Source organism: Leucobacter sp. USHLN154 (genome assembly GCF_037145595.1).
GTDB classification, from domain to species: domain Bacteria; phylum Actinomycetota; class Actinomycetes; order Actinomycetales; family Microbacteriaceae; genus Leucobacter; species Leucobacter alluvii.
This window is the reverse complement of sequence record NZ_JBBCXF010000002.1, coordinates 180,506-206,283: the sequence shown is the minus strand read 5'-3', so window position 1 is coordinate 206,283 and position 25,778 is coordinate 180,506. Positions and strand designations below refer to the sequence as shown.

General features: G+C 68.4%; 19 protein-coding genes and 1 other RNA gene. 18 read left to right on the top strand and 2 right to left on the bottom strand.

The genetic code is table 11. From position 1 onward, the window contains the following. Nucleotides 1-295 precede the first annotated feature (295 nt). From WFH23_RS05005 to WFH23_RS04975, 7 genes are all read left to right on the top strand, one after another. The gene (locus WFH23_RS05005; protein ID WP_336661778.1) at nt 296-1,513 is read left to right on the top strand and encodes an amidohydrolase family protein; all 1,218 of its coding nucleotides are present in this window, start codon (nt 296-298) and stop codon (nt 1,511-1,513) included. Beyond that, nucleotides 1,510-3,168: an ABC transporter substrate-binding protein gene (locus tag WFH23_RS05000; protein ID WP_336661777.1), complete on the top strand. Its 1,659-nt coding sequence runs from the start codon at nt 1,510-1,512 to the stop codon at nt 3,166-3,168. Before WFH23_RS05005 ends, WFH23_RS05000 begins: the two co-directional genes overlap by 4 nt. 27 nt (nt 3,169-3,195) lie before the next feature. Next, nucleotides 3,196-4,242, top strand: a complete 1,047-nt coding sequence (locus WFH23_RS04995; protein ID WP_336661776.1) for an ABC transporter permease — start codon at nt 3,196-3,198, stop codon at nt 4,240-4,242. Further along, entirely contained in the window at nt 4,239-6,803 is a 2,565-nt protein-coding gene (locus WFH23_RS04990) for an ATP-binding cassette domain-containing protein (protein ID WP_336661775.1), read from the top strand. The genes WFH23_RS04995 and WFH23_RS04990 overlap by 4 nt, the downstream gene beginning before the upstream one ends. A 77-nt stretch (nt 6,804-6,880) precedes the next feature. Further along, on the top strand, nt 6,881-7,483 hold the full coding sequence (locus WFH23_RS04985; protein ID WP_336661774.1) for a hypothetical protein: 603 nt from the start codon (nt 6,881-6,883) through the stop codon (nt 7,481-7,483). Beyond that, nucleotides 7,483-9,171: an SPFH domain-containing protein gene (locus tag WFH23_RS04980; RefSeq protein WP_249290779.1), complete on the top strand. Its 1,689-nt coding sequence runs from the start codon at nt 7,483-7,485 to the stop codon at nt 9,169-9,171. Before WFH23_RS04985 ends, WFH23_RS04980 begins: the two co-directional genes overlap by 1 nt. A gap of 41 nt (nt 9,172-9,212) precedes the next feature. After that, nucleotides 9,213-9,809, top strand: coding sequence for a PH domain-containing protein (locus WFH23_RS04975; protein WP_336661773.1), 597 nt, complete (start codon nt 9,213-9,215; stop codon nt 9,807-9,809). A gap of 24 nt (nt 9,810-9,833) precedes the next feature. On the opposite strand, the gene WFH23_RS04970 is transcribed toward WFH23_RS04975, so the two are convergent. Next, entirely contained in the window at nt 9,834-10,364 is a 531-nt protein-coding gene (locus WFH23_RS04970) for a YqaJ viral recombinase family protein (RefSeq protein ID WP_234037590.1), read from the bottom strand. Between the two features lie 427 nt (nt 10,365-10,791). On the opposite strand from WFH23_RS04970, the gene WFH23_RS04965 reads away from it, so the two are divergent. The 11 genes from WFH23_RS04965 to WFH23_RS04915 all read left to right on the top strand — a co-directional run bounded on the left by WFH23_RS04965 (nt 10,792) and on the right by WFH23_RS04915 (nt 24,746). Then, nucleotides 10,792-11,514, top strand: coding sequence for a response regulator transcription factor (locus tag WFH23_RS04965; RefSeq protein ID WP_234037528.1), 723 nt, complete (start codon nt 10,792-10,794; stop codon nt 11,512-11,514). A gap of 443 nt (nt 11,515-11,957) precedes the next feature. After that, entirely contained in the window at nt 11,958-12,467 is a 510-nt protein-coding gene (rplJ, locus tag WFH23_RS04960; RefSeq protein WP_058593907.1) for a 50S ribosomal protein L10, read from the top strand. 77 nt (nt 12,468-12,544) lie between these two features. Further along, on the top strand, nt 12,545-12,922 hold the full coding sequence (rplL, locus tag WFH23_RS04955; RefSeq protein ID WP_010154996.1) for a 50S ribosomal protein L7/L12: 378 nt from the start codon (nt 12,545-12,547) through the stop codon (nt 12,920-12,922). A gap of 228 nt (nt 12,923-13,150) precedes the next feature. Beyond that, nucleotides 13,151-14,887 carry an ABC transporter ATP-binding protein gene (locus WFH23_RS04950; protein ID WP_336661772.1) on the top strand — a complete coding sequence of 579 codons (1,737 nt, stop codon included), beginning with the start codon at nt 13,151-13,153 and terminating at the stop codon, nt 14,885-14,887. Next, nucleotides 14,887-16,923, top strand: coding sequence for an ABC transporter ATP-binding protein (locus WFH23_RS04945; RefSeq protein ID WP_336661771.1), 2,037 nt, complete (start codon nt 14,887-14,889; stop codon nt 16,921-16,923). The genes WFH23_RS04950 and WFH23_RS04945 overlap by 1 nt, the downstream gene beginning before the upstream one ends. Nucleotides 16,924-17,008: 85 nt before the next feature. Next, an RNA gene (gene ffs, locus WFH23_RS04940) (signal recognition particle sRNA small type) lies at nt 17,009-17,105 on the top strand. Between the two features lie 77 nt (nt 17,106-17,182). Continuing rightward, nucleotides 17,183-18,655, top strand: a complete 1,473-nt coding sequence (locus tag WFH23_RS04935) for a phytoene desaturase family protein (protein ID WP_336661770.1) — start codon at nt 17,183-17,185, stop codon at nt 18,653-18,655. Nucleotides 18,656-18,702: 47 nt separating this feature from the next. Continuing rightward, nucleotides 18,703-21,627 (top strand): DNA polymerase III subunit gamma and tau, encoded by a 2,925-nt coding sequence (locus WFH23_RS04930; protein ID WP_336661769.1) that lies wholly within the window; start codon nt 18,703-18,705, stop codon nt 21,625-21,627. A 76-nt stretch (nt 21,628-21,703) separates the two neighbouring features. Continuing rightward, nucleotides 21,704-22,300, top strand: coding sequence for a recombination mediator RecR (recR, locus tag WFH23_RS04925; RefSeq protein WP_200332324.1), 597 nt, complete (start codon nt 21,704-21,706; stop codon nt 22,298-22,300). 70 nt (nt 22,301-22,370) lie between these two features. Continuing rightward, nucleotides 22,371-23,648 carry an aspartate kinase gene (locus tag WFH23_RS04920; protein WP_090151979.1) on the top strand — a complete coding sequence of 426 codons (1,278 nt, stop codon included), beginning with the start codon at nt 22,371-22,373 and terminating at the stop codon, nt 23,646-23,648. A 39-nt stretch (nt 23,649-23,687) separates the two neighbouring features. Then, the gene (locus WFH23_RS04915) at nt 23,688-24,746 is read left to right on the top strand and encodes an aspartate-semialdehyde dehydrogenase (RefSeq protein WP_336661768.1); all 1,059 of its coding nucleotides are present in this window, start codon (nt 23,688-23,690) and stop codon (nt 24,744-24,746) included. A 92-nt stretch (nt 24,747-24,838) separates the two neighbouring features. Here WFH23_RS04915 and WFH23_RS04910 read toward each other — a convergent pair whose 3' ends face one another. Continuing rightward, a complete protein-coding gene (locus WFH23_RS04910; RefSeq protein ID WP_336661767.1) occupies nt 24,839-25,774 on the bottom strand; it encodes a metallophosphoesterase in 936 nt (311 codons plus the stop codon). Nucleotides 25,775-25,778 lie beyond the last annotated feature (4 nt).

Sequence of the window (25,778 nt, the reverse complement as noted above, 5' to 3'; positions counted from 1 at the left end):
CGCCTGCGTCCCCCGCGCCCGCCCCCATCTCCCCACCCCCCCCATCCCCGGGATCGGGGTCGCTTTCGGAGCGTGTCGCTGGTCTGACCGGGTGGGACACCCTCCGAAAGTGACCCGGCTCGGGAGGGGGCAGAGAAGTTGGGGAGGGGCGGCGCGCGGTGCGCGACGTGGTCCAGCGCCTGGGTCGGGAAGTGGTTCATATCTGGCGCCTTCTATATGGTGATGAGGTAGACCACACCCCCGCGCCGCACACATCCCAAGCCCCGGGCACCGAGATCACCGTTGAAGGAGCACCATGACGACAGCGACGTTGCGCGTCATGGACGCCCACGGCGACTTCTCGGAGCCGCAACGGGTGTCCTGGCACGCGGGACGCTTCACGGTGATCGGCGACCCCGCCAACGCGGCGCAGTCCGGAGCTCTCGGCACGGCGGCGGCGCCGCGCATTCCCACTGAGGCCCGCTGGATCATGCCCGGCCTCGTCGACGCCCACCTGCATGCCGCGTGGCACGCCTTCGACGCGGCGGATCGCGCGCATTTCACGGAGGAGGAGGCGCACCGGGCGACGGCAGACGCGCTCCGTCGCACGCTGCGCGCCGGCTTCACGAGCGTACGCGACGCCGGGGGGCTCGCGACCACGACGCGTGAGCGCATCCCGGCCGAGTCCAGGCCCAGAATCGCATGCTCGGTGGCGCTCATCGACCGGGCGCGAGCCGGTGCTGCCGGGGGGATCGACCGTGCGGTGGAGGAGGTGCTCGAGGCGGGAGCAGCCTGGGTCAAAATCGTCGCCACCGATGGAGTGGGATCACCGGCGGGCGCGTCCCTCCAGTCGCACTTCTCGGCGACCGAGTTCGCGAGCGCCGCTCGCAGAGCGGCATCGGCCGGGGCCGGCGTCATGGTCCACGCGTGGGGCGGGGACGCCATCGACTTCGCCATCGAGTCGGGAGCGGCGAGCATCGAGCACGGCATCTACCTGACCGTCGAGCAGGCCAGTCGCGCCGCTCAGTCGGGTACGGCGTTCGTGCCCACGATGCGCATCTACCGCCTCGTGCAGCAGATGATCGCCGCGGGGAAGCTCCCCGCAGGGCTCGCGGCCCGCGTCGACGCGGCGGTGGCTGCGCACCCCGACGCGGTGCGCATCGCCCGAGACCAGGGCGTGGCGATCGCGCTGGGCACCGACTTCGGCACTCCTGAGCAGCACGGCACCAACCGAGTCGAGTTCGATGCGCTGGTCGAAGCCGGGCTCAGCGTGAGGGAGGCGCTGGTCGCGGCGACGTCCTCCGGGGCGGCACTGCTCGCGCGTGCGAAGGATCCCGACGCGCCGAGTCACCCTCCGCCGTTCGGAGTGATCGCGCCGGGAGCGGTCGCGGACGCCGTGCTGCTGGCCCGCGATCCCCGCGAACCCGGTGCCCTGTCCGACCCCGCGTCGATCGTCGGCGTGCTGCTCGAAGGGCGGCTGATCGATCCGCGGCGCCCCGATTTCCCACCCCATCCTCGAGAGGACCACCTGTGACCCCCGCCCTCCGTCTCCGCACGCCCGGTGCCACTGAGCCCGGCGCCATTCAGCCCCGCGCCAGCCAGCACGCCCCCCGCCCGAGCCGACGCGCCGGCCGTCGCACTGCGACCGCAGCTCTCGCGCTCTCCGCTGCACTGCTGCTGAGCGCGTGCGCGGGAGGATCGTCGAGCGGTGCCGGCTCCGGCGACGCCGGTGATCCGGTGAGCGGTGGCACGCTCGAGTTCGGGCGGGTCGCCTCGGTGACCGATCTCGATCTGAATCAGCAGATCACCGCGAACAACGCGTTCGCGATCGACAAGATCTTCGAGCCGCTCGTCAGCTTCGACTCGGACGGCGAGATCGTTCCGTGGCTCGCGGAATACGCGGAGTCCGCAGACGGGCTCACCTACACCTTCACGCTGCGCGACGGACTCGCGTTCTCAGACGGCACGGCGGTGTCTCCCGCCGACGTCGTCTTCTCGCTCGAGCGGCATATCGAGGTGGGCGGGCCGTTGCCGCTGGAAGCTCCGATCGAAGCCATCACCGAATCGGGCGAGCGCGACGTGGTCATCACGCTGAGCGAACGCTACACCCCGTTCCTCTCGGAGCTCGCGAGCTTCTCGAACGGCATCTTCCCGCATGACTTCGGCGGCGCGAGCGAGGAGGAGTTCTTCGAGGATCCGATCGGTACCGGCCCGTTCGTGGTCGAGACGTGGGATCCGAACGGGGACCTCGCCTTCGCGAAGAACGAGCACTACTGGCAGGAGGGCAAGCCCTACGTCGACTCCCTCGTGTACAAGCTCGTGGCCGATGACACGCAACTGCAGCAGCAGCTCGCGGCCGGTCAGCTCGATGCGATCGACGACGTCCCTGCGGCGAATGCGGCGCAGGTCGAGAGCGGTGACGGCATGGTGCTGTCGCAGACGAGTGGATGGTCGACGGAGCAGGTCTTCTTCAACACGCAGCGGGAGCAGTTCGCGGATGAGCACGTGCGCCGCGCCGTCGCGCTCGCGCTGGATCGCGAAGGCATCACGCAGGCGACCACGTTCGGTACGGCAGAGGTGGCCAACGCGCTGCTGCCGCCGACCATCACGGACTCGGCCAACGAGACGGTGCGGCCGCTCGACTTCGACCTCGATGCCGCACGGGAGGAGCTCGCGAAGTCGCCGTATCCTGACGGGTTCTCCGTCACGCTGCTGCTCGCGAGCGGTGACTCGCAACGCGCGCAGATCGCGCAGATCGTGCAGGAATCCCTTGCGCAGATCGACGTCGACGTCGAGATCGAGCAGATCGACATCGCCGCCTTCCGCGAGCGCTTCTTCGCGTACGACTTCGACTTCATGCTCAACAGCGGGCAGTCCGACGCCCCCGACCCCAACGGGTTCATCACCTTCCAGGCCGACCCCGACGGGTTCAGCAAGTCGTACTGGACGCACTACTCGAACGAGCGGGTCACCGAACTCATGCAGCAGGGACGAACGACTCCCGAGGGTGAGGAGCGCACGGAGATCTATCAGGAGATCCAGCAGACCCTCGCCGATGAGGTGCCCTACATCCCGCTGTTCTTCCCGGCGAACCTGAAGGCGACGCGCGACGACGTGCACGGCTTCACCGTGCTTCCGAACGGCAGTGTGCGCTTCGAGGACGCGTGGCTCGCCGGCGGCGCCGAGTAGCCGGAGGCGACGCCATACAGTGGGATCGTGGTGAAACGGGGAGTGCAGGCCGCGGGGCGCGTCGTCGTCCGGATCGCGCCGGTGATGCTGGGGGTCGTCGTCGCGACCTTCTTCCTCCTGCGCCTCGTTCCCGGCGACCCTGCGGCCATGATCCTCGGCGAGCGCGCGACGCCTGAGTCCGTTGCCGTGCTGCGCGCGCAGCTCGGCCTCGATCTGCCGCTGTGGCAGCAGTTCACCGATTTCCTCGGGCAGGTGGTGTTCCACTTCGATACGGGCGCCTCGCTGGTCACCGGGGTGTCGACGCGGGAGCTCATCCTGGACACAGCGCCCGTGAGCGCCGGCATCGTGGCCCTTGCCCTCCTGCTCGCCGTGCTCATCGCCGTGCCGCTGTCGCTTGTCGCCGCGCTGCGCCGCGACGGCCTGGCGGATCACCTCGTGCGGATCCTCCCCGCCATCGGCATGGGAATGCCGCTGTTCTGGGTCGGACTCCTCCTGATCATCGTCTTCGCCGTGCAGCTCGGCTGGTTCCCCGTCGGGGGCGTCGGGTCGGGGCCGGCCGAGCCGCTCCGCAGTCTGTTCCTGCCCGCCCTCGCCGTCGCGCTCGGCATGGCGCCGCCGCTCATCAGGTCGCTCCGCGCCCAGCTCATCGATGTGCTCGAGGCGGAGTTCGTCACGACGCTGCGGGCGGCGCGCATTCCAGAGCGGCGGATCGTGTGGCACCACGTGATGCGCAGCGCTTCGCTCCCCACGCTGACCCTGCTCAGCGTGAACACGGCGTATCTCATCGGAGGAACGCTGGTCGTCGAACGGGTCTTCGGCATCAATGGCCTCGGCTCGCTCCTCTTCCAGTCGATCAGCACGCGCGATTTCCCCGTCGTGCAGGGGATCGCCCTCTACTGCGCGGTCGTCGTCGTACTGATCACGACGCTCGCGGAGGTGCTGTCGAGCGCGCTGGATCCCCGCTTGCGGGTCGGCGACGCACGAAGTCCCGTCGGCGGTGCGGGATCGAATGCGCGGCTCCTGCCCTCCGGGGAGGCCGCACTCGCACCCGACCCGACGGAGGACGAGCGATGAGGGATCCGAGCGCCGCACGCGGCGCCAGCCGGTCGCCGGCGCTCGTCGTCGGCGTGATCCTCACCGGTCTGTTGCTGATCATCGCGCTCGCCGCGCCCGCCCTGGCGCCGTACTCGCCGACTGAACAGCATCTCACGCAGGGGCTGCTGCCGCCCTCGGCGGAGCACTGGTTCGGCACGGACCAGCTCGGCCGCGATGTGCTCTCCCGCATGCTCTACGCTGCGCGGATCGACCTCGGAATCGCCGTGCTCGCCTCGCTCGCCCCGTTCGCGATCGGTGTGGCCGTCGGTCTCATCTCCGGCTACTCCGGGGGCGCAGTGGATTGGGTGGCATCGCGCGTCACCGATACCGTCATCGCTTTTCCGTTCTACATCATCGTGATCGCGCTCGTCTTCGCCCTGGGGGCGGGCGCCGGAGGCATCGTCGTCGCATTCGCCCTCGTCGGCTGGGTCGGGTACGCGCGCGTGCTCCGGGCGATGACGGCCTCCATGCGCGACGCCGGCTGGGTGCGGAGCGCCCGGGGAGGCGGCCTCTCCCACGCGGGCGTGCTGCTCCGCCACGTGCTGCCGAACGTGCTGCCGCAGGCCATCGTGCTGCTCGCCTCTGAGATCGTGCTCATCATGGTCGCGATCGTGACCCTCGGGTATCTCGGTCTCGGGATCCGACCGCCGACGCCCGACTGGGGCACCATGATCGCCGATGCTCAGCAATTCGTGACGACACACTGGTGGCTGGCGGCCCTCCCCGGGTGCGCGGTGGTGCTCACCGGCATCGCGCTCTCACTGCTGGGCGACGGCATCGGCGATCTGATGCGCGTGGGCGGACCGCGCAGCCGGGTTTCCCTGGTGTCGCCCTCCCTCACCGGCACTCCCGGTACGCGCCGCCGCGAGCGTTCGCTCAGCCGGGAGCATCCGCGCCGCCGGGAGCATCCGCGTCGCCGGCTGCGCGAGCACGTCGCGCCCGAGCGCGGGACCGTGAGCATCCGCGGACTGCGCATCGCGACGACGGGCGGCGCCGTGCTCGTCGGGGACCGCGCCGGTATCGACCTCGAGCTGCGGGCGGGTGAGGCTCTCGGCATCGTTGGCGAATCCGGCTCGGGCAAGAGCCTCACCCTGCGCGCCGTGCTCGGCCTGATGCCGCGCGGACTCCGCATCGCCTCCGGGAGCATCGCGGTCGGCGGCTCGGTCGGCATGGTGTTTCAAGAACCGCTCACCGCGCTCGATCCGTTGACCCGAGTCGGCAGGCAAGTGCGCGCCGCCGTGCGCGCCGCAGATCCGGGTCTCGGCGCGCGTGCCGCAGACGAACGTGTGCACGACCTCCTGGCTCAGGTGCGTCTCGTCGACACGGTGCGCATCGCCAGCTCCTATCCGCATCAGCTCTCGGGGGGTCAGCGGCAGCGGGTGGTGATCGCACTCGCGCTCGCCGGGTCGCCCGACGTGCTGCTCTGCGACGAGCCGACGACGGCACTCGACGTGACCGTGCAGCGCGACGTGCTGCTCCTCCTGCGTGAGCTGCGCGTGGAGCGCGGGCTCACGCTCGTGTTCGTGTCGCATGATCTCGCGGTGGTGGCGGCGATGTGCGAGCGGGTCGTCGTCATGGCGCGGGGCGAGATCGTCGAGTCCGGCGCCGTCGCCGCCCTGGTCGCCGCGCCGAGCGCGGCGGAGACCCGCGCGCTGCTCGCGGCGGTCCCGGCGCTCCCGAGGCTCGCCGCACGCCAGGCTCCCGCCGAGCATTCGGATCTCGCCTCGAGACCCGGCGAAGCGCAGGCCCAGCACGCGCTCGGCGTCGACGCGCGCCCCTCACTCCTCGAAGTGCGCGACGCCGCCGTGAACTTCGGAGCGGTCAGCGCCGTGTCCGGTGTCTCGTTGCGCCTGAGCGCCGGCGAAGTGCTCGGAGTCGTTGGGGAGTCGGGCTCGGGCAAGACGACGCTCGCGCGCGCCATCGCCGGTCAAGCCACGCTCTCCACAGGCGAGGTGCGGCTCGACGGGGTCGCGCTCGGCACGCGGCGCGGTCGGTCGGAGCGGCGGCGGATCCAACTCGTGCCCCAGGATCCCTACTCGTCGCTGACGCCGCGTCGCACGATCGGCAGCGCGCTCGACGAGGTGCTGCGACTGCGACGCGCCGGCACCGCGCGCAAGGCGGGATCGCGCGGTCTCGCGCCTGCTCGGGCGGTTCGGATCGCGGAACTGCTGCGTCAGGTCGGGCTCGATCCAAGCCTCGCCGGCGCCACGCCCGACCGGCTGTCGGGTGGTCAGCGCCAGCGCGTCGCGATCGCCCGCGCGCTCGCCGCCGACCCGCAGGTGCTGGTGGCCGACGAGCCGACCTCCGCGCTCGACACGACCTCTCAAGCCCGTGTGATCGAACTGCTGCAGAGGCTGCGCGACGATCTCGGACTCGGCATCGTCTTCGTCTCGCACGATCTCGCGGTCGTGCACGAACTCTGCGATCGGGTGCTCGTGATGCGCGATGGTGCGGTCGTGGAATCCGGCGACCGCGCCTTCTTCACGGATCCCGGAACGGATTACGGCCGAGCGCTGCTCACCTCGGTCGTGCGGCTCTGAACGATCTGGATCCCCGAGCGCACCCCTGAGGATGCTCGACCGTTGCGCGCTGGCAGCGGGCGCTTGGTACGCTGCCAGTGACAGCCATCGAGGGGGCGGCCATGGACGGCATCATGAACTGGGTCGAGCGCGTGTTCGACGGCTCGCTGTTCGATGGCGGAATCTTCCTCATCATCGGTGTGGTCGGCGGCGTGCTGCTGCTGATCTCGCTCCTGCTCGACGGCATCTTCGATGCCTTCGACTTCGGCGACGGGCCGCTGAGTCTCACGACCATCGCAGCATTCACCGCGATCTTCGGGTTCGCGTCGTTCGCGAGCGTCGGCGCCGGCATGTCGACCCCCGTCGCGACGATCGTGGGCGCGCTCTCCGGCCTGCTCGGAGCCGCAGCCGCGTGGTGGCTCTCGCGAGCCATCAGAGGGGCAGAGTCGAATACCGCCGTCAGTGGCACCGACCTGGTCGGATCCACCGGCGCCGTCGTCCTCGCAATCCCGGCGAACGGACTCGGCGAGGTCGCGGTCACGCGGCACGGCGAGCGAATCTCCCTCTCAGCGTCCGCCGAGGCTCCCGTGCCCCGAGGCGCGCAGGTGCGCATCGTGCAGGTCGTGACCTCGACCTCGGTGCGCGTCGAACCCGTACTCCCTGAATCCCACGCCCAACCGTTACCCCGAACGGAGACGTAATGTTCCTCGCAAGCCCGGCGATCATCGGCATATTCGGTGCGGTGATCGCACTCGTGCTGATCGCGCTCGTCATCATCAAGCGATACCGGATCGCGAAACCGGATGAGGCGATCATCGTGACCGGCGGCAAAGGCAAGGAGGTCGTCGACGCTGCCGGCAACCGCGGCCGCGACCTCTCCGGTCAGAAGGTCGTGACCGGCGGCGGTGTCTTCGTCGTCCCGTTCGTGCAGAAGTCGTTCACGATCTCCCTGCGCTCGCGCCGACTCTCGATCACCACGGAGGCCCAGACCACCGACGGCATCACGATGCAGGCCCAGGCCGTCGCCGTCGTCAAGGTCGGCGGAACGCAGGAGATGATCCGGGCCGCCGCCCAGCGATTCCTGTCGAACTCCGATGAGATCGACGAGTCGACGCAGGAGGTGCTGTCGGGTTCGCTCCGCTCCATCATCGGCGGCCTCACGGTACTGCAGATCATTCGCGACCGCGCTGTCGTCGCGCAGAGCGTGCTCGAAGCGGCGGAGGAAGCCCTGACGAAGCAGGGCCTCGTCGTCGACACGCTGCAGATCCAGGAGATCCGCGACGGCGCGGATTACATCTCGAACATCGGCCGTCCTGAGGCGGCCAAGGTGCGCCAGGCCGCCGACATCGCCGAGACCATCGCGTACCAGGCGTCGCAGGAGGCGAAGATCGGCGCCGAGCGCGTGCTGCTCGACCGCAACCGCGAGCTGAAGCTGCGTCAGGCCGAGATCCAGGTCGAGACCGACAAGGCCACCGCGCAGGCATCGGCCGCCGAGCCGCTCGAGCAGGCGATCCAGCAGCAGGCGATCGTCGAGCAGCAGCAGATCACCGCTCAGAAAGAGGTCTCGCTGAAGACCGAGCGACTGAACGCCGACGTGCGCGCGGTCGCCGAGGCAGAGGCGTACCGCGTCGAGGCCCTCGCGAAGGCTGAAGCCGCCGCATCCGTGTCAGCGGCCGAAGGTCGCGCGAAGGCCGTCGAGCGCGAGGGCATGGCGAGCCGCGTGGCGCGTATCGCCGCCGCAGAAGCGCTCGAAGCCGAGGGTCGCGCCGAGGCTGCGGCACTCGAAGCGAAGGGTACCGCGGAAGCGACGGCGATCGACGCGCGCGCCCGCGCACTCGAGACGCAGTCCCAGGCGGTGCTCGCCCAGGAACTCATCCACCTGCTGCCCGAGATCGCGGCGGAGTACGCGCGCGCCATCGGCGCGATCGAGCACATGACCGTCGTGTCGGCCGACGGAACGTCGAAGGTCGCCGGGGAGGCCATGGGCAATATCAAGGGCCTCCTCGAGATGGCGAAGGACACGGTCGGCATCGACCTCGCCGGCATGCTGAACGGGGCGGTCTCGGGAAGCGCCGCGGGTGCTGCCGCCGGCCGCGCGTCGCGGGATGCGTCGGAGGGCGGCCGTGGCGATCACGGCGATCGTCGCGCGGGGGATCGCTTCGATTCCGGGTCCTCCGAATCGTTCCGGCAGTCCGATCTGTCGGAGAGCTCTCGCCGGGTCGCGGGGAGTGCGACCAGCGCGGCGTCCGCGACGGCGGATGCAGCGGCGGACGCGGCGGACAGCGCAGCGCAGGCGGCGAATGATGCGGCGCGCACAGCTGCTGCTGCTGCAGAGCGTGCCGCTGCCGCCGGCGACCAGACGAACCCGTTCGGCGGGGGATCCCAGTAGGCCCCGCCGGAGCTCCAGGCTGAACGGTGCAGAATAGGGGCATGCCCTCACGCAACCCGCAATCGCTGACGTCGGAGGTCGAGTCCGTGCTCGGCCCTGCGCCCGCGGATTACGGTCAGCCCGAGGTCGTGCTCCTCCGGTTCCGGCGGCACGGACGCAGACTCGTGCTGCCGGTACTGGCGCTCGTCGCTCTCTCGAGCGGAGCGGGCTACTGGGTCGGCGCCTTCGCCGAAGGCTGGATGAATCTGCTGGCGGGAGTGGGAGCAGTCGTGCTCGCGCTGCTGCTCGGCGTCTTCCCCGTGCTCCGGTGGCTGACGTATCGAACGACGGTGACCACGCGGCGGGTGATTCAGCGGCACGGCGTCTTCTCGCGCCATCGCAGCGAGGTCTCGTTCGTGCGCATCCGCGAGGTGCGCACCCGTCGCTCGCTGCTGCAACGGCTCTTCGGGGCGGGAGACGTCGACCTGTTCATCGGCCCGGAGCGCACGACGATCCCCGATGTGCCTGGAGTGTCGGCGGCAGCGGATGCCCTGCAGGAACTCGTCGAGCGCAACTACGCCCACGCGACGCGCGTCGAGCGCCGAATGGGAGAGTTCCGGCCCACCTCGAACGTGGCCTTCACGAACCTCGAGGCGTGAACACGCAGGGTGCTCGGTGCCGGGTCAGGTCGTCCGGGCGATGAGCACGTCGATCAGCTCGCCCGCCAGCTTCACGAGGCGCTCGATCTCATTCTCGTCGCGATCGACCCATCGGCACTCGGGATCGCCCACTGGCACGAAATTCTCGTGCCGCTCCCAGACCATGAGCGTGCGCTCCGCGCCCAGCACGTACTGCTGCCACCACACCTGGCGCAGGTAATTGCGGGGGATGGAACGCCATTCCTTGTTCGTGGTCTTGATCTCCGCCAGTTCGATCGCGCCCGTGCCGCGGAATGCGAGCCCGTCGGGTGTCGCGAGATGCCTGAGATCGGTTTCCGCGTGGAAGAGCGCCTGGCTCGGTTCGATCTCGTACTCGCGCAGCACCCAGGATGCGATCTCGGGCTCGCGGAGCTTCCCGTGCTCGGTGTAGACGTTCCCCATGAAACGACTGCCGTGCAGTTTCTCGTGCGCGGCGGCGGCGATCGAGCGCGAGGTCGACAGCTTCGCGACGTCGGTCGCGGTGATGCCACGGGCGCGGGCTCGCATCCACGCCATGCGATCGGACCCATCGGTCACGATGCGCTGGAGATGAACGGGAGCTGGGGCGAACACCCCTTCAGTTTCTCACGGCCCGCTCTCCGCGGCGCGCGACGCGCGGTCCGGCAGCAGCTCGCGCAGTGCGCGAATCGCGGGATCGCGACCGCCCAATGCGGGGGCCGTGCCTCGGCGCAACCGCGTCCGGGGAATCGGCCGGTGACCCGGTGCAGACGCAGCATTCGCATAGGTGGCACATGGAAAAACACTGGTTCTAGAGGTTTGAAGCAGGCGAAAACGCAGGTGAGGTGAGTATTCTGAAGCCCGCAACATTTCGCCGCACTCCGCGCAGGGGTGCCGCGAATCGGGAAGACGAAGCCAACCGCTTGCGACGCGCGTTCAATTCGGGAGCGCGCGATCATATCGGCTGAGAGGAGCGTTCCGAGGAATGGAATCATCATCGCTGCAGCGTGCCGACGGAGGCAAGATCCGCGCCCTGGTCGTCGACGACGAGGACTCGATCACGCAGCTCGTGGCCATGGCGCTCCGGTACGAGGGCTGGCAGGTCGAGACCGCTGCGACGGGCCGGGAAGCGCTCGAGAAGATCTCCTCGTTCAATCCGGATGTCGCTGTGTTCGACATCATGCTGCCAGACCTCGACGGCATGCAGTTGCTCGCCCGACTCCGCTCGGCCGGGGAGATGTTCCCGGTGCTCTTCCTGACAGCGCTCGATTCCGTGGAGGATCGCGTCAACGGGCTCACTGCCGGGGGAGACGATTACGTCGTCAAGCCCTTCAGCCTGGAGGAGCTCATCGCTCGCCTCCGCGGCCTCGTGCGCCGTTCTCAGCTCACGCTCGCGCAGCACCCCGACCCCGTGCTGCGTGTCGGGGATCTCACGCTCAACGAAGACAGTTACGAGGTGGAGCGAGCCGGTGAGCCGATCACGGTGACCAACACGGAGTTCGAGCTGCTGCGCTATCTCATGCGCAACCCGAATCGGGTGCTCTCGAAGGCGCAGATTCTGGATCGGGTCTGGGCGTACGACTTCACGGGGAAGTCGACCGTGGTCGAGCTCTACATCTCTTATCTCCGCAAGAAGATCGATGCCGGCCGCGTGCCGATGCTCCACACGGTGCGTGGCGCGGGCTACATGCTCAAGCCCGCGGCTTGAGCATCGCAAGAGCATCGCTCTTGCGCAGCCCGCGGCGCGGCATCGCCGCGGCTCACGGAGCGCAGCGAGGAGTGGCGGGCTACATGCGGGGGCCCGCGGCTTGAGCATCGCAAGAGCATCGCTCTTGCGCGGCCCGCGGCGCGGCATCGCAGGAGCATCGCTCGCCTCACCCGCCTGTTGCGTTCCCTCCTCTGTGATGGTAGAGTCTCCCCTGGCCCAAGACCGCCGGTAGGATCCGCGAGGATTCCGGAACGTCCGCGAGAGCGGAGACCTGCGCAGGTGCAGAACTCCTTGAGTACGGGATCTCGATCCCGATCTTATGAAGCTCCGTGCATGCGCGCCGGAGCTTCTTTTCGTTTCGGTGAATTTCCGAGCGAATCGCTTCGAGCGGCGCGGCCCCCGAGCGGCATCCGCCGCGCGGGTACGACAAGCTAGGGAGCGCCATGGCTACGAAGGACGCTACGGTTACCGATCTTCAGCAGAAGTTTGAAGAGTCGAACGCCGTTCTGCTGACTGAGTACCGCGGTCTTTCGGTTGCTGAACTGCGGGAACTCCGCGACAGCATCCGCGAGCACGCGACGTACGCTGTGGCGAAGAACACGCTGACGAAGATTGCGGCCAACAACGCCGGGATCACCGCATTCGATGACGAGCTCGCCGGTCCTTCGGCTCTCGCCTTCGTGCACGGTGACACCGTCGCGGTCGCAAAGTCGCTGCGTGACTTCGCCAAGGCACACCCTCTTTTGGTGGTGAAGGCGGGCTACTTCGATGGCAACGCCATGACCGCCGCTGAGGTAGGCAAGCTTGCCGATCTCGAGAGCCGCGAGGTGCTGCTGGCCAAGGCTGCCGGCGCCATGCAGGCTGCTCTGGTCGGTGCTGCACAGCTGTTCGCCGCCCTGCCCGCCAAGGCCGCACGCGGCTTCGGCGCGCTGCAGGAGAAGCAGGACGCGTAAGACTCGGCTCACGCCGGATCGGTTATACAACCCCGCCCGCACGCTTCGCGTGAGGGCACACATCAAGGAGAAACATTATGGCTAAGCTTTCCACCGAAGAGCTGCTCGAGCAGTTCAAGGAGCTCACCCTCATCGAGCTCTCCGAGTTCGTCAAGGCATTCGAGGAGACCTTCGACGTCTCCGCTGCTGCTCCGGTTGCCGTTGCTGCTGCTCCGGCTGCCGCTGCTGAGGCCGTCGAGGAGAAGGACGAGTTCGACGTCGTCCTCGAGTCGGCTGGCGACAAGAAGATCCAGGTCATCAAGGTCGTGCGCGAGCTGACCGGCCTGGGTCTCGGCGAGGCGAAGTCGCTCGTTGAGGAGGCTCCCAAGAACGTGCTCGAGGGCGCGAAGAAGGAAGCCGCTGAAGAAGCGAAGGCAAAGCTCGAAGAGGCTGGCGCTGGCGTCAAGCTCGTCTAACGAGCGGTGATGGGGCTCAGTCGCTGAGTCTTGTTTCCTGTGGGGGTGGGTTCGCCGTAAGGTGGACCTGCCCCCACTTGTTTTTCCACCCGGCACGGGAGTCGCCCCGTCGTCGGTACGACTGCTGGTACAGCCGTCGCAGAGTGAGTACCGTGTTCCGGCCGCGCAGGCTTGGCGCCCACGCTTCGGGTGCGTCCCCGCCCCGCGACACTTGGAGAAAGGATCCCCGTGGCTCTCATCGCCTTGACGTTCCGCCACGCGAAGCAGTACTGGCCCTTCATCGCCGCCGTGCTCGGGCTCCAGCTGCTGTCGACGATCGCCGCTCTCTGGCTGCCGAGCTTGAACGCCCAGATCATCGATCAGGGCATCGCACGCGGAGACACGGGCTTCATCTGGAACACCGGTGGCACGATGCTGCTGGTATCGCTCGCTCAGGTCGCGACAGCGGTGACCGCCGTGTACTTCGGCGCGCGCACATCGATGGGTGTGGGGCGAGATCTGCGTCGCGAGGTGTATCGCAAGGTCGACTCGCTGAGCACGCTCGAAGCCACCAAATTCGGGGCGGGCACGCTGATCACGCGCGGTACGAACGATGTGCAGCAGATCCAGATGCTGGTGCTCATGACGCTCAACTTCATGGTCACGGCGCCGATCATGGCGGTCGGCGGCATCATCATGGCGCTTCGCGAAGACGCGGGGATGTCGTGGCTCGTCTGGGCGTCTGTGGCGATCCTCGCCGTCATCGTCGGGTTCCTAGTCTGGATCCTGCTGCCGCTGTTCCGCACGATGCAGACGCGGGTCGACACGATCAACGGGGTGCTGCGCGAGCAGATCATGGGGATCCGCGTGGTCCGCGCGTTCGTGCGAGAGAACTTCGAAGCGGATCGCTACGAGCGGGCGAACCGTGACATCACCGAGGTCTCGGTCAAGGTCGGCAACGTCTTCGTGCTGATGTTCCCCGTCATCATGATGGTGCTGCACTTTGCCACTGCCGCGGTGCTGTGGTTCGGCGGGCATCGCGTCGACGACGGCCTCGTCCAGGTCGGGTCGCTGACCGCGTTCCTGCAGTACCTGCTGCAGATCCTGATGGCGGTGATGATGGGTGTCTTCATGACGATGATGATCCCGCGCGCGGTCGTCTGCGCAGAGCGCATTCGTGAGCTGCTCGACACGCGTTCGACGCTGTCGTTCCCGTCTGAGGAGACGGTGCCGACGCCCGCGGCCGGCCGCATCGAGTTCGATCGGGTCACCTTCGGGTTCCCCGGTGCGGAGAAGCCGGTCATCACGGGCGCGAGCTTCGTCGCTGAAGCCGGGAAGACGACGGCGATTATCGGGTCGACCGGCGCGGGGAAGACGGTGCTGCTCAACCTGCTGCTCCGCCTCTACGATCCGCAGGAAGGCTCGATCACGATCGATGGAGCGCCCGTCGATGCGCTCACTCGCGCGCAGCTGGCCCAAGCGGTGAGCCTCGTTCCGCAACGCCCGTACTTGTTCTCCGGCACGATCGCGTCGAACCTCCGCTTCGGGCGGGCCGATGCGAGCGACGAAGAACTGTGGGAGGCGGTGCGCATCGCGCAGGGCGACGATTTCGTGCGCGAGAAAGAACTCGGGCTCGACGAGCCCGTGTCGCAGGGCGGTACGAGCGTCTCCGGCGGACAACGGCAGCGACTGTCGATCGCCCGCGCGCTGGTGGCGAAGCCGCGGGTGTACCTGTTCGACGATTCGTTCTCGGCGCTCGACGTCGCGACCGACGCGAAACTGCGGGCTGCGCTTCCGCACGCGACCGCCGGAGCTACGACGATCATCGTCGCCCAGCGCGTCTCCACGATCACGGAAGCCGATCAGATTCTCGTGGTGGAGGCCGGCGAGATCGTCGATCGGGGCACTCACGCGGAGCTGCTCGACACCAGTGAGGTGTACCGCGAGATCGTCCGGTCTCAACTCGAAGCGACGGAGGCGGCGTAATGGCCCGGAAGCAATCTTCAGCCGAGGCTCAGAGCACCGAAGACCTCGAACTGCCCGACGACTACCAGCCCGATAACGACGACTGGACGGGCAGTCAGCCCGTCAAGAAGGCGAAGCACTTCTGGCCGTCGGCGAAGCGCCTCGTCGGGTTGCTCGCGCCGCACAAATGGCAGTTCTCGCTCGTCGTGCTGCTCGTGATCGGCTCGGTGGTGCTGACCGTGATCGCGCCGAAGATCCTCGGCCAGGCCATGGACGTGATCTTCAACGGCATTCTCGGCAAGCAGCTGCCCGCTGGCATCACGCTGGACCAGGCCGTCGACGCCGCGCGCGCATCCGGCAACGAGCAGTTCGCGGACGTGCTGGCCGGCGCGCAGATCGTGCCGGGCGAAGGGATCGACTTCGATCTGCTCGGTCGCCTGATCCTGACCGTGCTCGGCATGTACCTCGTCGCATCGGTGCTCATGTGGCTGCAGGGGTTCATCTTGAACCGCCTCGTCATGAAGGTCGTCTACCAGCTGCGCGCCGACATCGAGGCGAAGATCAATCGTCTGCCGCTCAGCTACTTCGACGGCCGTCAGCGCGGCGACGTGCTCTCGCGGGTGACGAACGATGTCGACAACATCCAGCAGGCGCTGCAGCAGGCCCTGTCGCAGCTGGTGCAATCGCTGCTGATGGTGATCGGCATCACGGCGATGATGTTCATCGTCTCCTGGCAGTTGGCGCTGATCGCGCTGATCGCCCTCCCACTGTCGGGCATCATCGCCGGAGTCGTCGGGGTGCGCGCGCAGAAGCTCTTCGTCGCGCAGTGGAAGCACACGGGCGACCTGAACGGTCACATCGAGGAGTCGTTCACGGGCCACGAGCTGGTGCGCATCTTCAACCGCGATGCCGAGATGCTCGAGGAGTTCGACCGGCGCAACGAGGGGCTCTTCGGCGCCGCGTACCGGGCCCAGGCGCTCTCCGGCACCATCATGCCGGCGATGCAGTTCGTGCAGTACCTGAGCTACGTGCTCATCGCCGTGGTGGGCGCGCTCCGGGTGACCGGCGGGCAGATGACGCTCGGCGATGTGACGGCATTCATCCAGTACTCGCGGGAGTTCTCCCAGCCCATCGCCGAAATGGCGGGGATGGCGAACATGCTGCAGTCCGGCGTCGCATCCGCCGAGCGCACGTTCGAGCTGCTCGACGCCGATGAGCAGGACGCGGATACGGCTTCGGAGCGCTTGCCCGAGCGCACGAGCGGTCACGTGCAGTTCGAGGACGTCGCCTTCAGCTACGAACCGAATCAGCCGCTGATCGAGGGGTTGTCGCTCGAGGCGAGCCCGGGCCACACGGTCGCCATCGTCGGGCCGACCGGTGCGGGCAAGACGACGCTCGTGAATCTCGTGATGCGCTTCTACGAGCTGGATCGTGGGCGCATCCTGCTCGACGGCATCGACATCACCCATCTGTCACGCGCGGAGCTGCGAGGCCAGGTCGGCATGGTGCTGCAAGACGCGTGGCTCTTCGAAGGGTCGATCCGCGAGAACATCCGGTACGGGCGACTCGATGCGACCGACGACGAGGTCGTCGCAGCCGCTGAGGCGACGATGGTCGATCGGTTCGTGCGGCAGTTGCCCGATGGGTACGACACGGTGATCTCGGAGAACGCGTCGTCGCTGTCGGCGGGGGAGCGACAGCTCCTCACCATCGCTCGGGCCTTCATCGCGAATCCGTCGCTGCTGATCCTCGACGAGGCGACCTCGTCCGTCGACACGCGCACGGAGGTGCTCGTGCAGCAGGCCATGAGTGCGTTGCGCGCCGATCGCACCTCGTTCGTGATCGCCCATCGGCTGTCGACGATTCGCGACGCCGACACCATTCTCATGATGGAGCGCGGCAGCATCGTCGAGCAGGGGTCGCACGATGAGCTGCTCGCCCGTCGCGGAGCGTACTACGCGCTGTATCAGGCGCAGTTCGCGGGCGAGGACGCCGAGGCGCATGCCGAAGAGGTGCTGGCGGCCGAGGCGCAGCCGGCGGGCGACGCGCAGGCGTAGCGGCGCTCCTGCCGGGGTCGGCGGGAGCGCCGCCCGGCGCGGTGCTGGCCGCGTACCGAACGGGGCTCAACGTCGGGTAGACTGGTCTGGCTCCCCACGTGGCGCTATCTCAGGGAACTCCCCCAGGTCGGAAACGAAGCAAGGGTACCTGGGCTCTGGCGGGTGCGTGGGGAGTATTTTCATTCCCACGCCGCCCCTCTGAAGCCGGTCCGACTCGGCATTTCGGTGTGGAAGCGCATACGAAGAGTACGATCGGACTATGCAGTCTTCTGGGGGAGCGGCCGTCATCGGTGCGGGCCCGAACGGGCTCGCCGCCGCTGTGACGCTCGCGCGGGCGGGTGTTCCGGTGACGGTGTTCGAAGCCGCCGAGACGATCGGCGGTGGCACGCGCACCACCGAACTCGTGGAGCCAGGGGTGCTGCACGACGTGTGCTCCGCCATCCACCCCATGGCGCTCGCGACGGGGTTCTTCCGGGCCTTCGAGATCGAACGACGCATGGAGTTCGTGGTTCCGGCTGCCTCCTACGCGAATCCGCTCGACGGCCGAGCCGGGGGCGGGGCGGATCGCGCGGCGATCGCGTACCGCGACCTCGACCGCACGATCGCCGAACTGGGGCGCGACGGCGCGGCCTACGGCCGCTTCTACCGACCGCTCCTGCAGCATCTCCCCGGAGTGCTCGACTTCACGCTGGGGGGTGGCATGCTGCGGTGGCCAGCGCATCCGATCGCCGCGCTGCTCACCGGTCTTCGCGCGCTCGAACAGGGCACTCCGCTGTGGAATGCGCGATTCCGCGAGGCCGCCGCCCCGGCCCTGCTCTCCGGTGTCGCCGCGCACAGCATCGGCAGGCTCCCCAACCTCGCGACAGCGGGCGTCGGGCTCGTGCTCGGCGCGCTCGCCCACACAGTGGGGTGGCCGGTGCCGGTGGGGGGATCCCGCGCCATCACCGACGCACTCGCGGCTGATCTGCTCGCGCACGGAGGGCGCATCGAGACGGCGCACCCGGTCGATGACGTCCGCGAGCTCTCGTCGTTCCGGGTTCGCGTCTTCGACACGTCGGCGCGCGGGCTCGAACGGATCGCAGGATCAGAGCTCCCATCGCGGTACCGGCGCGCCCTGCGTCGCTTCTCTTACGGCGACGCTGCGACGAAGGTCGACTTCGTGCTCGACGGACCGATCCCGTGGAGCGACCCGCGCGTGGCGCAGGCGCCCACGGTGCACGTCGGCGGCAGCAGAGCGGAGCTCGCAGCATCGGAACGCGTCGTGGCCTCGGGCGGGCACCCCGCTCACCCCTATGTGCTGCTCGCGCAGACCGAGGAGTTCGATGCCGGCCGCAATGCTCCAGGAGTGAACGCCGTATGGACGTACACGCACGTGCCGAGCGGGTCGACGGTCGACATGGGCGAGCCGGTGATCCGGCAGATCGAGCGCTTCGCTCCCGGGTTCCGCGACCGGATCCGCGCTGTGCGCGTGACGACCGCGGACGAGATGTCGCGCTACAACCGCAATTACCACGGCGGCGATTTCAGCGCGGGAGCCATCACGCTGCCGCAGCTGATCGCGCGGCCGACCCTCTCGGTCGACCCTTGGCGCACTCCGGGCCGCGGCATCTACCTCGCGTCGTCATCGACGCCTCCGGGCCCCGGCGTGCACGGGTTGTGCGGCTGGTACGCGGCGAAATCGGCGCTGCGCCACGAGTACGGGCTCGAAGCGCCTGACCTGAGCCTCAGGTAGCCCTCGGCCCCGGCCAGAATGTCGGCGGCCGCCGGTAGCATGGTGTCGTGGTTGCCGCACTCTATCGCCGATATCGGCCAGAAGCTTTCTCCGAGATGATCGGGCAGTCGCAGGTCACCGAACCGTTGATGACGGCCCTGCGCACCGGTCGCATCGGGCACGCCTATTTGTTCAGCGGCCCGCGGGGCTGCGGCAAGACGACCTCGGCCCGCATTCTTGCACGGTGCCTGAACTGCGCCGAGGGGCCCACTGATACGCCGTGCGGGGTCTGCCCGAGCTGCGTCGAACTCAGCCGCGATGGTGGCGGTTCGCTCGATGTCGTCGAGATCGATGCCGCGAGCCACGGCGGCGTCGATGATGCCAGGGACCTGCGCGAACGCGCGGTCTTCGCCCCGGCGCGCGATCGGTTCAAGATCTTCATCATCGACGAGGCGCACATGGTGACGCCCGGCGGGTTCAACGCGCTGCTCAAGATCGTCGAGGAGCCACCGCCGCACGTGAAGTTCGTATTCGCGACGACCGAGCCAGACAAGGTCATCGGCACGATCCGTTCGCGCACCCATCACTATCCGTTCCGCCTCATCGCACCCGGCACCCTCATCGACTACGTGCAGTCGCTCTGCGACAGCGAAGGCGTGCAGGTCGAGCCCGGCGTGCTTCCCCTCGTCGTGCGAGCGGGCGGCGGATCGGTGCGCGATACGCTGTCGATTCTCGACCAGCTCATCGCGGGGTCCGAGACTCCGCTCGTTACCGCCGACCGCGCAGCCGGCCTGCTCGGCTTCACCCACGCAGAGCTGCTCGACGACGCCGTCGCTGCATTCGGGGCGCATGATGCCGCCGCAGCATTCCGAGCGACGGATCGTGTCGTGCAGACTGGGCAGGATCCGCGTCGCTTCGTCGAGGACCTGCTCGAACGCCTGCGCGACCTCATCGTGGTGAATGCCACGACCGTCGACGGTGCTGCAGCGATCTTCCGCGGCGTGCCGCAGGATCAGCTCACGCGGATGTTCGAGCAGGCCCGCGCTTTCGGGCCGGGCGAGCTGTCGCGCATCGCCGATGTCGTGAGCGCTGCCCTCGACAAGATGGCGGGTGCTACCGCGCCGCGGCTGCAGCTCGAACTCATGATCGCGCGAGCCCTGGTGCACGCCGCGCAGCCGGTGGAGCGCACTGAGCCGCGTGCGCAATCAGCACAGTCCGGCTCGGTGCCGACCGGCGAGCGGCCGTCGGGTGCTGCTCCCGCGAACGCCGCCGCGCCGGCCCAGCCGGCGCCCGATCCCATGGCCGCGCTCGCGGCGGCTCGCAGCGCTGCGGTTGAGCAGACGGAAACGGCTCGGCCGGCTCCGGCTCCGGGTGGTCCGGCCGCGCCGAACGCTGCAACTGGCACCCCGAATGCCGCGCAGACGGCAGCATCGATCCGGGAGTTCCTGTCGCAGGATGCGCAGGGGGGCGGGGAGGCAGAGCGGCCAGCAGCGCCGGCGCAGGCGCCTACTCCTGCGCAGGCGCCTACTCCTGCGCCGTCACCTGCTCCTGCTCCTGTGCCGTCACGTGCTCCTGCGTCCGATCCTGAGACTGCGGGGGCGACTGCAGTCGAAGACACCGCGACTCCGCCAGCCGCGCCGGCTCGACCGGAGACCCCGCACGCCGGAGCACCGCATGCTGGAGCACCGCATGCTGGAGCTCCTCACCCGAATGAGGGCGCAGCGAAATTCGGCCGTCCGATCTCGGCAGTGCTCAGCTCGGCACAGATCGAGAGCATCGGCAACGATGCACCGGCACCCCGGCCGGCGGCGCCCGCAGCAGGGGCCACCGTCGGTGGCACCGTCGGTGACACCGCGCCGGCTCCGGCTGAGCAGGCGGCCGCGGCCGAAGGGCCCACCCCTGACGAGGCCGCGACGGAGTCCGACACCGAAACCTCCGGCGGGTACGAAGACCTGATGGAGGTGTGGCCCGATCTGCTCGAGGAACTGCTCGAGCTCGATCGTGATGCATGGAACGCCGTGCGAGTGATCGCGCCGCTGGCGCTCGAAGGCGACGTGCTCACGGTCGGCCTCGCCTCGGAATCCGATCTCGCCGCATTCAAGACGACCGGAGCGGGTCCGCTCCGGGAGACGATTCTCTCCGCCGTCGGCATCAGCGTGAAATACAAGCCGAAGCGCATGCCCGCCGGCGAAGCGGCTGCCGGTCACGGCGCTGCGCGCGAGCCAGAGGCCGCAGCTGACGCAGAGGAGCCTCACCCAGCCGGGCATACGCCTGATGCCGCATCCGACACACGCTCCTCCGAACCGCAGGGCGTGACCGCCGCCGCCCCAGACGCGAACGACCCGATGGTTCGGGCAGCGGCACGCCTGAGCGGCTTGGGTCCGGCTCTCGCTGCTCCCGCCTGGGCAGATCCGCAGCCCGAATCTGCGCCACCGGCCGCATCGAGCTCGATCGACGCTCCGACCGCCGCATCGAACTCGAACGATGCTCCGACCACCGCTGAGCAAGAACCGTCGGCCTCTGCCGCCGCGGCGACGCGCGATGAGGCAGCCATGACGCAGGACGTAGCCGAGGCACAGCCCCCAGCGGGAGAAGCGCCTGCGGCCGCGCGTGCAGCGGTCGACGCAGATGCGGCGCCCGCACGGTTCGCAGATCCGGCGGAGTACGGCGACCCCTATGCGGGAGACTCCGGCGAAGCGCCGGACGACTCGGCGGAGGGCGACCCGTACGCACCGACCCCGGCGTCTTCGGCAGGTGTCGCGTCTACGCTCGGCCAGGCGCCCCCTGCCGCTCCCGCCGCGCCGTCGGCAGCCCCGATATCGTCTGGCGGCCAAGCTCCAGCTCCAGCTCCAGCTCCAGCTCCAGCTCCAGCTGCCGCTGCCGCCCCCGCCTCGCCGGCGGCTCGGCCCGCATTCACACGGTACGGCGAGTCAGTGGTGCGCGAAGTGCTCGGGGCCCGGTTCGTCGAGGAGCGCCCGCTCCCGCCGCGTTGAGCGGCCCATGCAACGTCGCGACTAGGGTGTGTGCTGAACGGCGCGCGTCACGTCGTCAACCCGAGGAGGCTCCACCGTGTACGACGGCATCGTCCAAGACCTGATCGACGAGTTCGGTCGGCTGCCTGGCATCGGTCCGAAGTCGGCGCAGCGCATCGCGTTCCACATTCTGCAGACGCAGAACTTCGACGTCTCCAAGCTCGCCGAACTGCTCAGCGAGGTCCGCGAGAAGGTGCGCTTCTGCGACGTGTGCGGCAACATCACCGAGCACGAGCGGTGCTCGATCTGCCGAGACCCGCGCCGTGACGACAGCATCATCTGCGTCGTCGAAGAGCCGAAAGACGTGGTCGCGATCGAGCGCACGCGTCAGTTCCGCGGCCTCTATCACGTGCTCGGCGGCGCCATCAGCCCGATCGACGGCATCGGGCCCGACGATCTCAGCATCCCCGCACTGATGCGTCGCGTCGGCGAGAACCACGTGCAAGAAGTGATCATCGCGACCGATCCGAACCTGGAGGGCGAAGCCACCGCGGCGTACCTGTCGCGGCTGCTGACCTCCATCGAAGTGCCGGTATCGCGTCTGGCCTCGGGGCTTCCCGTCGGCGGCGACCTGGAATTCGCCGATGAAGTCACGCTCGGACGCGCCTTCGAAGGCCGCCGTAAGGTGGAGTAACCGGAGACATCACCCGAAGTTCTGGTCCGATAGACTGAGCTTTCGGCTCGGATATTCAGGAGGAACCCGCGTGGCGTTGATCGTGCAGAAATTCGGGGGCTCGTCCGTAGCCGACGCCGAGAGCATCAAGCGCGTCGCGAAGCGCATCGTCGAGGCGCGTCGCGGGGGCAACGAGGTCGTCGTCGCCGTGAGCGCCATGGGCGACACCACCGATGAACTGCTCGAGCTCGCAGCGGCGTGCACGCCGATCCCCGCACCGCGAGAACTCGACATGCTGCTCACCGCCGGTGAGCGCATCTCGATGGCCTTGCTCGCGATGACGATCAAAGGCATGGGCATCGAGGCGCTCTCCTTCACGGGCAGCCAGGCGGGAATGATCACCACCGCCGAGCACGGTTCGGCGAAGATCGTCGATGTGACGCCCGGCCGCGTGCGCGAGGCCCTCGACCAGGGCGCCGTCGCCATCGTCGCAGGCTTCCAAGGATTCAGTCGCGACTCGCGAGACATCACGACGCTGGGGCGCGGCGGATCCGACACGACCGCCGTTGCACTCGCCGCCGCCCTCGGCGCCGATGTGTGCGAGATCTACACCGACGTCGACGGCATCTTCACGACCGATCCTCGCGTCGTGCCGCTCGCGCGGAAGATCGACGCCATCACGGCGGAAGAGATGCTCGAACTCGCGGCGTCCGGCGCGAAGGTACTGCACCTGCGCGCCGTCGAGTACGCCCGCCGCCACGGCGTCGTGCTGCACGTCCGCTCCTCGTTCTCCGACGAGCCGGGCACCATCGTCTACGACCCCGCCAAGGGGCATCCGAAGGGAGATCAGGTGGAAGAGCCGATCATCACTGGTATCGCCGCTGAGAAGAGCGAGGCGAAGGTCACCGTGGGCGGTGTGCCGGACATTCCGGGCAAAGCTGCCCAGATCTTCGAGATCGTGGCGAAGACGCACGCGAACATCGACATGATCGTGCAGAACGTCTCGGCGGCGCAAACGAACCGCACCGATATCTCCTTCACGGTCCCGCTCGGCGACGGTCGGAAAGTCATCGAGGCGCTCGAAGCGGAACGCGAAGCACTCGGATTCGAGAGTCTGCAGTACGACGATCAGATCGCCAAGCTCGCCGTCGTGGGCGCCGGCATGCGCACGAGTACGGGCGTATCCGCGCAGCTCTTCCGTGCGCTGTACGAGGCCGACATCAATATCGAAATGATCTCGACTTCGGAGATCAGGATCTCGGTCGTCACCCGAGCCGACCTTCTCGATAAGGCGGTCCGCGTACTCCACACGGCGTTCGGCCTCGACGCCGAGACCGAAGCCACGGTCTACGCCGGCACCGGCCGATAACTCTTTCACGGCGAAACACAGAACAGGATCTCGAAACACATGGCTGCACAGCAGGGACTCTCGATCGCCGTCGTCGGCGCAACCGGTCAGGTGGGCGCAGTGATGCGCCGTTTGCTCGACGAGCGGGACTTCCCGATCGCGAACATCCGCTTCTTCTCCAGCGCGCGCTCGGCGGGCTCGACGCTCGAATTCCGCGGCGAGAGCATCGTCGTCGAGGACGTCGCGACAGCGGACAAGAGCGGCATCGACATCGCGCTCTTCTCCGCCGGTGGCGCCGCTTCGAAGCAGTACTCGCCGGAGTTCGCCGCAGCGGGTGCGACGGTCATCGACAATTCGAGTGCGTGGCGACTCGACCCGGACGTTCCCCTCGTGGTGAGCGAGGTCAACCCGCACGCGATCGACGAGGCGCGGAAGGGGATCATCGCGAACCCGAACTGCACCACGATGGCAGCGATGCCGGTGATGAAGGCACTCGACTCCGAGGCCGGGCTCGAACGGCTCATCGTCACGACGTTCCAGGCCGTGTCGGGCTCAGGGCTCGTCGGAGCCCGTGAGCTGGCCGGTCAGGCCGTTGCAGCCGTCGAGTCGGGCGAGCTCGAGCAGCTCGTACATGACGGGGGCGCCGTGGACTTCCCGGCTCCCGAGGTCTACACCAAGACGATCGCATTCAACGTACTGCCGCTCGCCGGCTCCATCGTCGAAGACGGCGAAGGTGAGACCGACGAAGAGAAGAAGCTGCGCAACGAGAGCCGGAAGATCCTCGAGCTCCCCGAGCTGCGAGTCGCCGGAACGTGCGTGCGCGTGCCGGTCTTCACCGGGCACTCGTTGTCGATCAGCGCCGAATTCGCTCGCGAGATCTCGGCGGATCGTGCTCGTGAGGTGCTCGCAGCAGCTCCCGGCGTCGAACTCACCGACGTCCCGACGCCCCTCGAGGCGGCGGGCAAGGATCCCTCGCTCGTCGGGCGCATTCGCGCTGACCAGTCCGCTCCCGAGGGCCGCGGCCTGACGCTGTTCATCTCGAACGACAATCTGCGCAAGGGTGCAGCGCTGAACGCGGTGCAGATCGCTGAGATCATCGCGGCGCGGCGGACCGAGTAGGGGCGAGTCGCCAGTACAGCATCAGGCCCCGGTCGTTCACGTCGACGACCGGGGCCTGATGTTTGTCTCGAGGCTGGAGTGCGGTCTCCGGCCTACCGCGATTCGAGTGTGATGAGCGATGCCTCGGGGCGGCAGGCGAAACGCACCGGCGCATAGATCGAGTTGCCCAGCCCCGCACTGACGTTCAGGAACGCGGCGCGGTGCGCGTCGAACCAGACGCTCAGGCCGCGTGCTTGCTCGGTCGGGAGGTCGCAATTCGCTGTGAGCGCCCCGACGCCCGGTACGCGCACTTGGCCGCCGTGCGTATGCCCGGCTAGGATCAGGTCCGATCCGGCCGTCAGAAGCGCGCCCAGGGACTCCTGATAGGGCGCGTGCACGACGCCGAGGCGCACCGGGGCCGGGTCGGCGTCGACGGCTGCGCCCTCGTTCTGCGTCAACGCTGCGGCGGCCGCGCGCATACGATCTGCGTCGTCGTAGCGAATGTGCGGGTCGTTCAGGCCGAACAGCTCGACGCTGCTGCCGCGAATGGAGAGCCGAACCGCGTCGTTGTTGAGGTCGATCGCGCCCAGCTCGGCCAGCCCGCGGGTGATCGCACCGTTGTCGAGATCAGGGGTGCGCGTGCTCCGCCTGCTCGGCTCGAGCAGGTACTTGACGGGGTTCTTGAAGAGCGGACCGTAGTAGTCGTTCGAGCCGTGAACGAACACCGTGGGCGTCTGCTCGACGAGGGGCCGCAACGCGTGCAGCAGCGCCGGGAGCGCTTCGCGATGGCCCATGAGATCTCCGGTCAGCACGACCAGGTCGGGGCGCAGCTCCGCGAGGGAGCGCACCCAGTCGACCTTCTGCGCTTGCCATGGCGCCAGATGCAGGTCTGAGAGCTGCAGTACCCGGATCGGAGTGCGGGAGTCCGGCAGTACGGGCAGCGTATGGCGTCGCACGGTGAACAGTCGTCGCTCGATGAGCGTGGACCAGGTCAGTACGCCGACGGCGGCCGCTCCGAGAACGGCCGCCGTCGAACGTGCGGGATGCATTGCC

Bases quoted from the DNA above. Each gene is read 5' to 3' on its own strand.
- WFH23_RS05005 (WP_336661778.1), top strand. From the start codon at position 296: ATGACGACAGCGACGTTGCGCGTCATGGACGCCCACGGCGACTTCTCG.
- WFH23_RS04990 (WP_336661775.1), top strand. From the start codon at position 4,239: ATGAGGGATCCGAGCGCCGCACGCGGCGCCAGCCGGTCGCCGGCGCTC.
- WFH23_RS04980 (WP_249290779.1), top strand. From the start codon at position 7,483: ATGTTCCTCGCAAGCCCGGCGATCATCGGCATATTCGGTGCGGTGATC.
- WFH23_RS04975 (WP_336661773.1), top strand. From the start codon at position 9,213: ATGCCCTCACGCAACCCGCAATCGCTGACGTCGGAGGTCGAGTCCGTG.
- WFH23_RS04970 (WP_234037590.1), bottom strand. From the start codon at position 10,364: ATGGCGTGGATGCGAGCCCGCGCCCGTGGCATCACCGCGACCGACGTC.
- WFH23_RS04965 (WP_234037528.1), top strand. From the start codon at position 10,792: ATGGAATCATCATCGCTGCAGCGTGCCGACGGAGGCAAGATCCGCGCC.
- rplJ (WP_058593907.1), top strand. From the start codon at position 11,958: ATGGCTACGAAGGACGCTACGGTTACCGATCTTCAGCAGAAGTTTGAA.
- rplL (WP_010154996.1), top strand. From the start codon at position 12,545: ATGGCTAAGCTTTCCACCGAAGAGCTGCTCGAGCAGTTCAAGGAGCTC.
- WFH23_RS04945 (WP_336661771.1), top strand. From the start codon at position 14,887: ATGGCCCGGAAGCAATCTTCAGCCGAGGCTCAGAGCACCGAAGACCTC.
- WFH23_RS04935 (WP_336661770.1), top strand. From the start codon at position 17,183: ATGCAGTCTTCTGGGGGAGCGGCCGTCATCGGTGCGGGCCCGAACGGG.
- WFH23_RS04915 (WP_336661768.1), top strand. From the start codon at position 23,688: ATGGCTGCACAGCAGGGACTCTCGATCGCCGTCGTCGGCGCAACCGGT.
- WFH23_RS04910 (WP_336661767.1), bottom strand. From the start codon at position 25,774: ATGCATCCCGCACGTTCGACGGCGGCCGTTCTCGGAGCGGCCGCCGTC.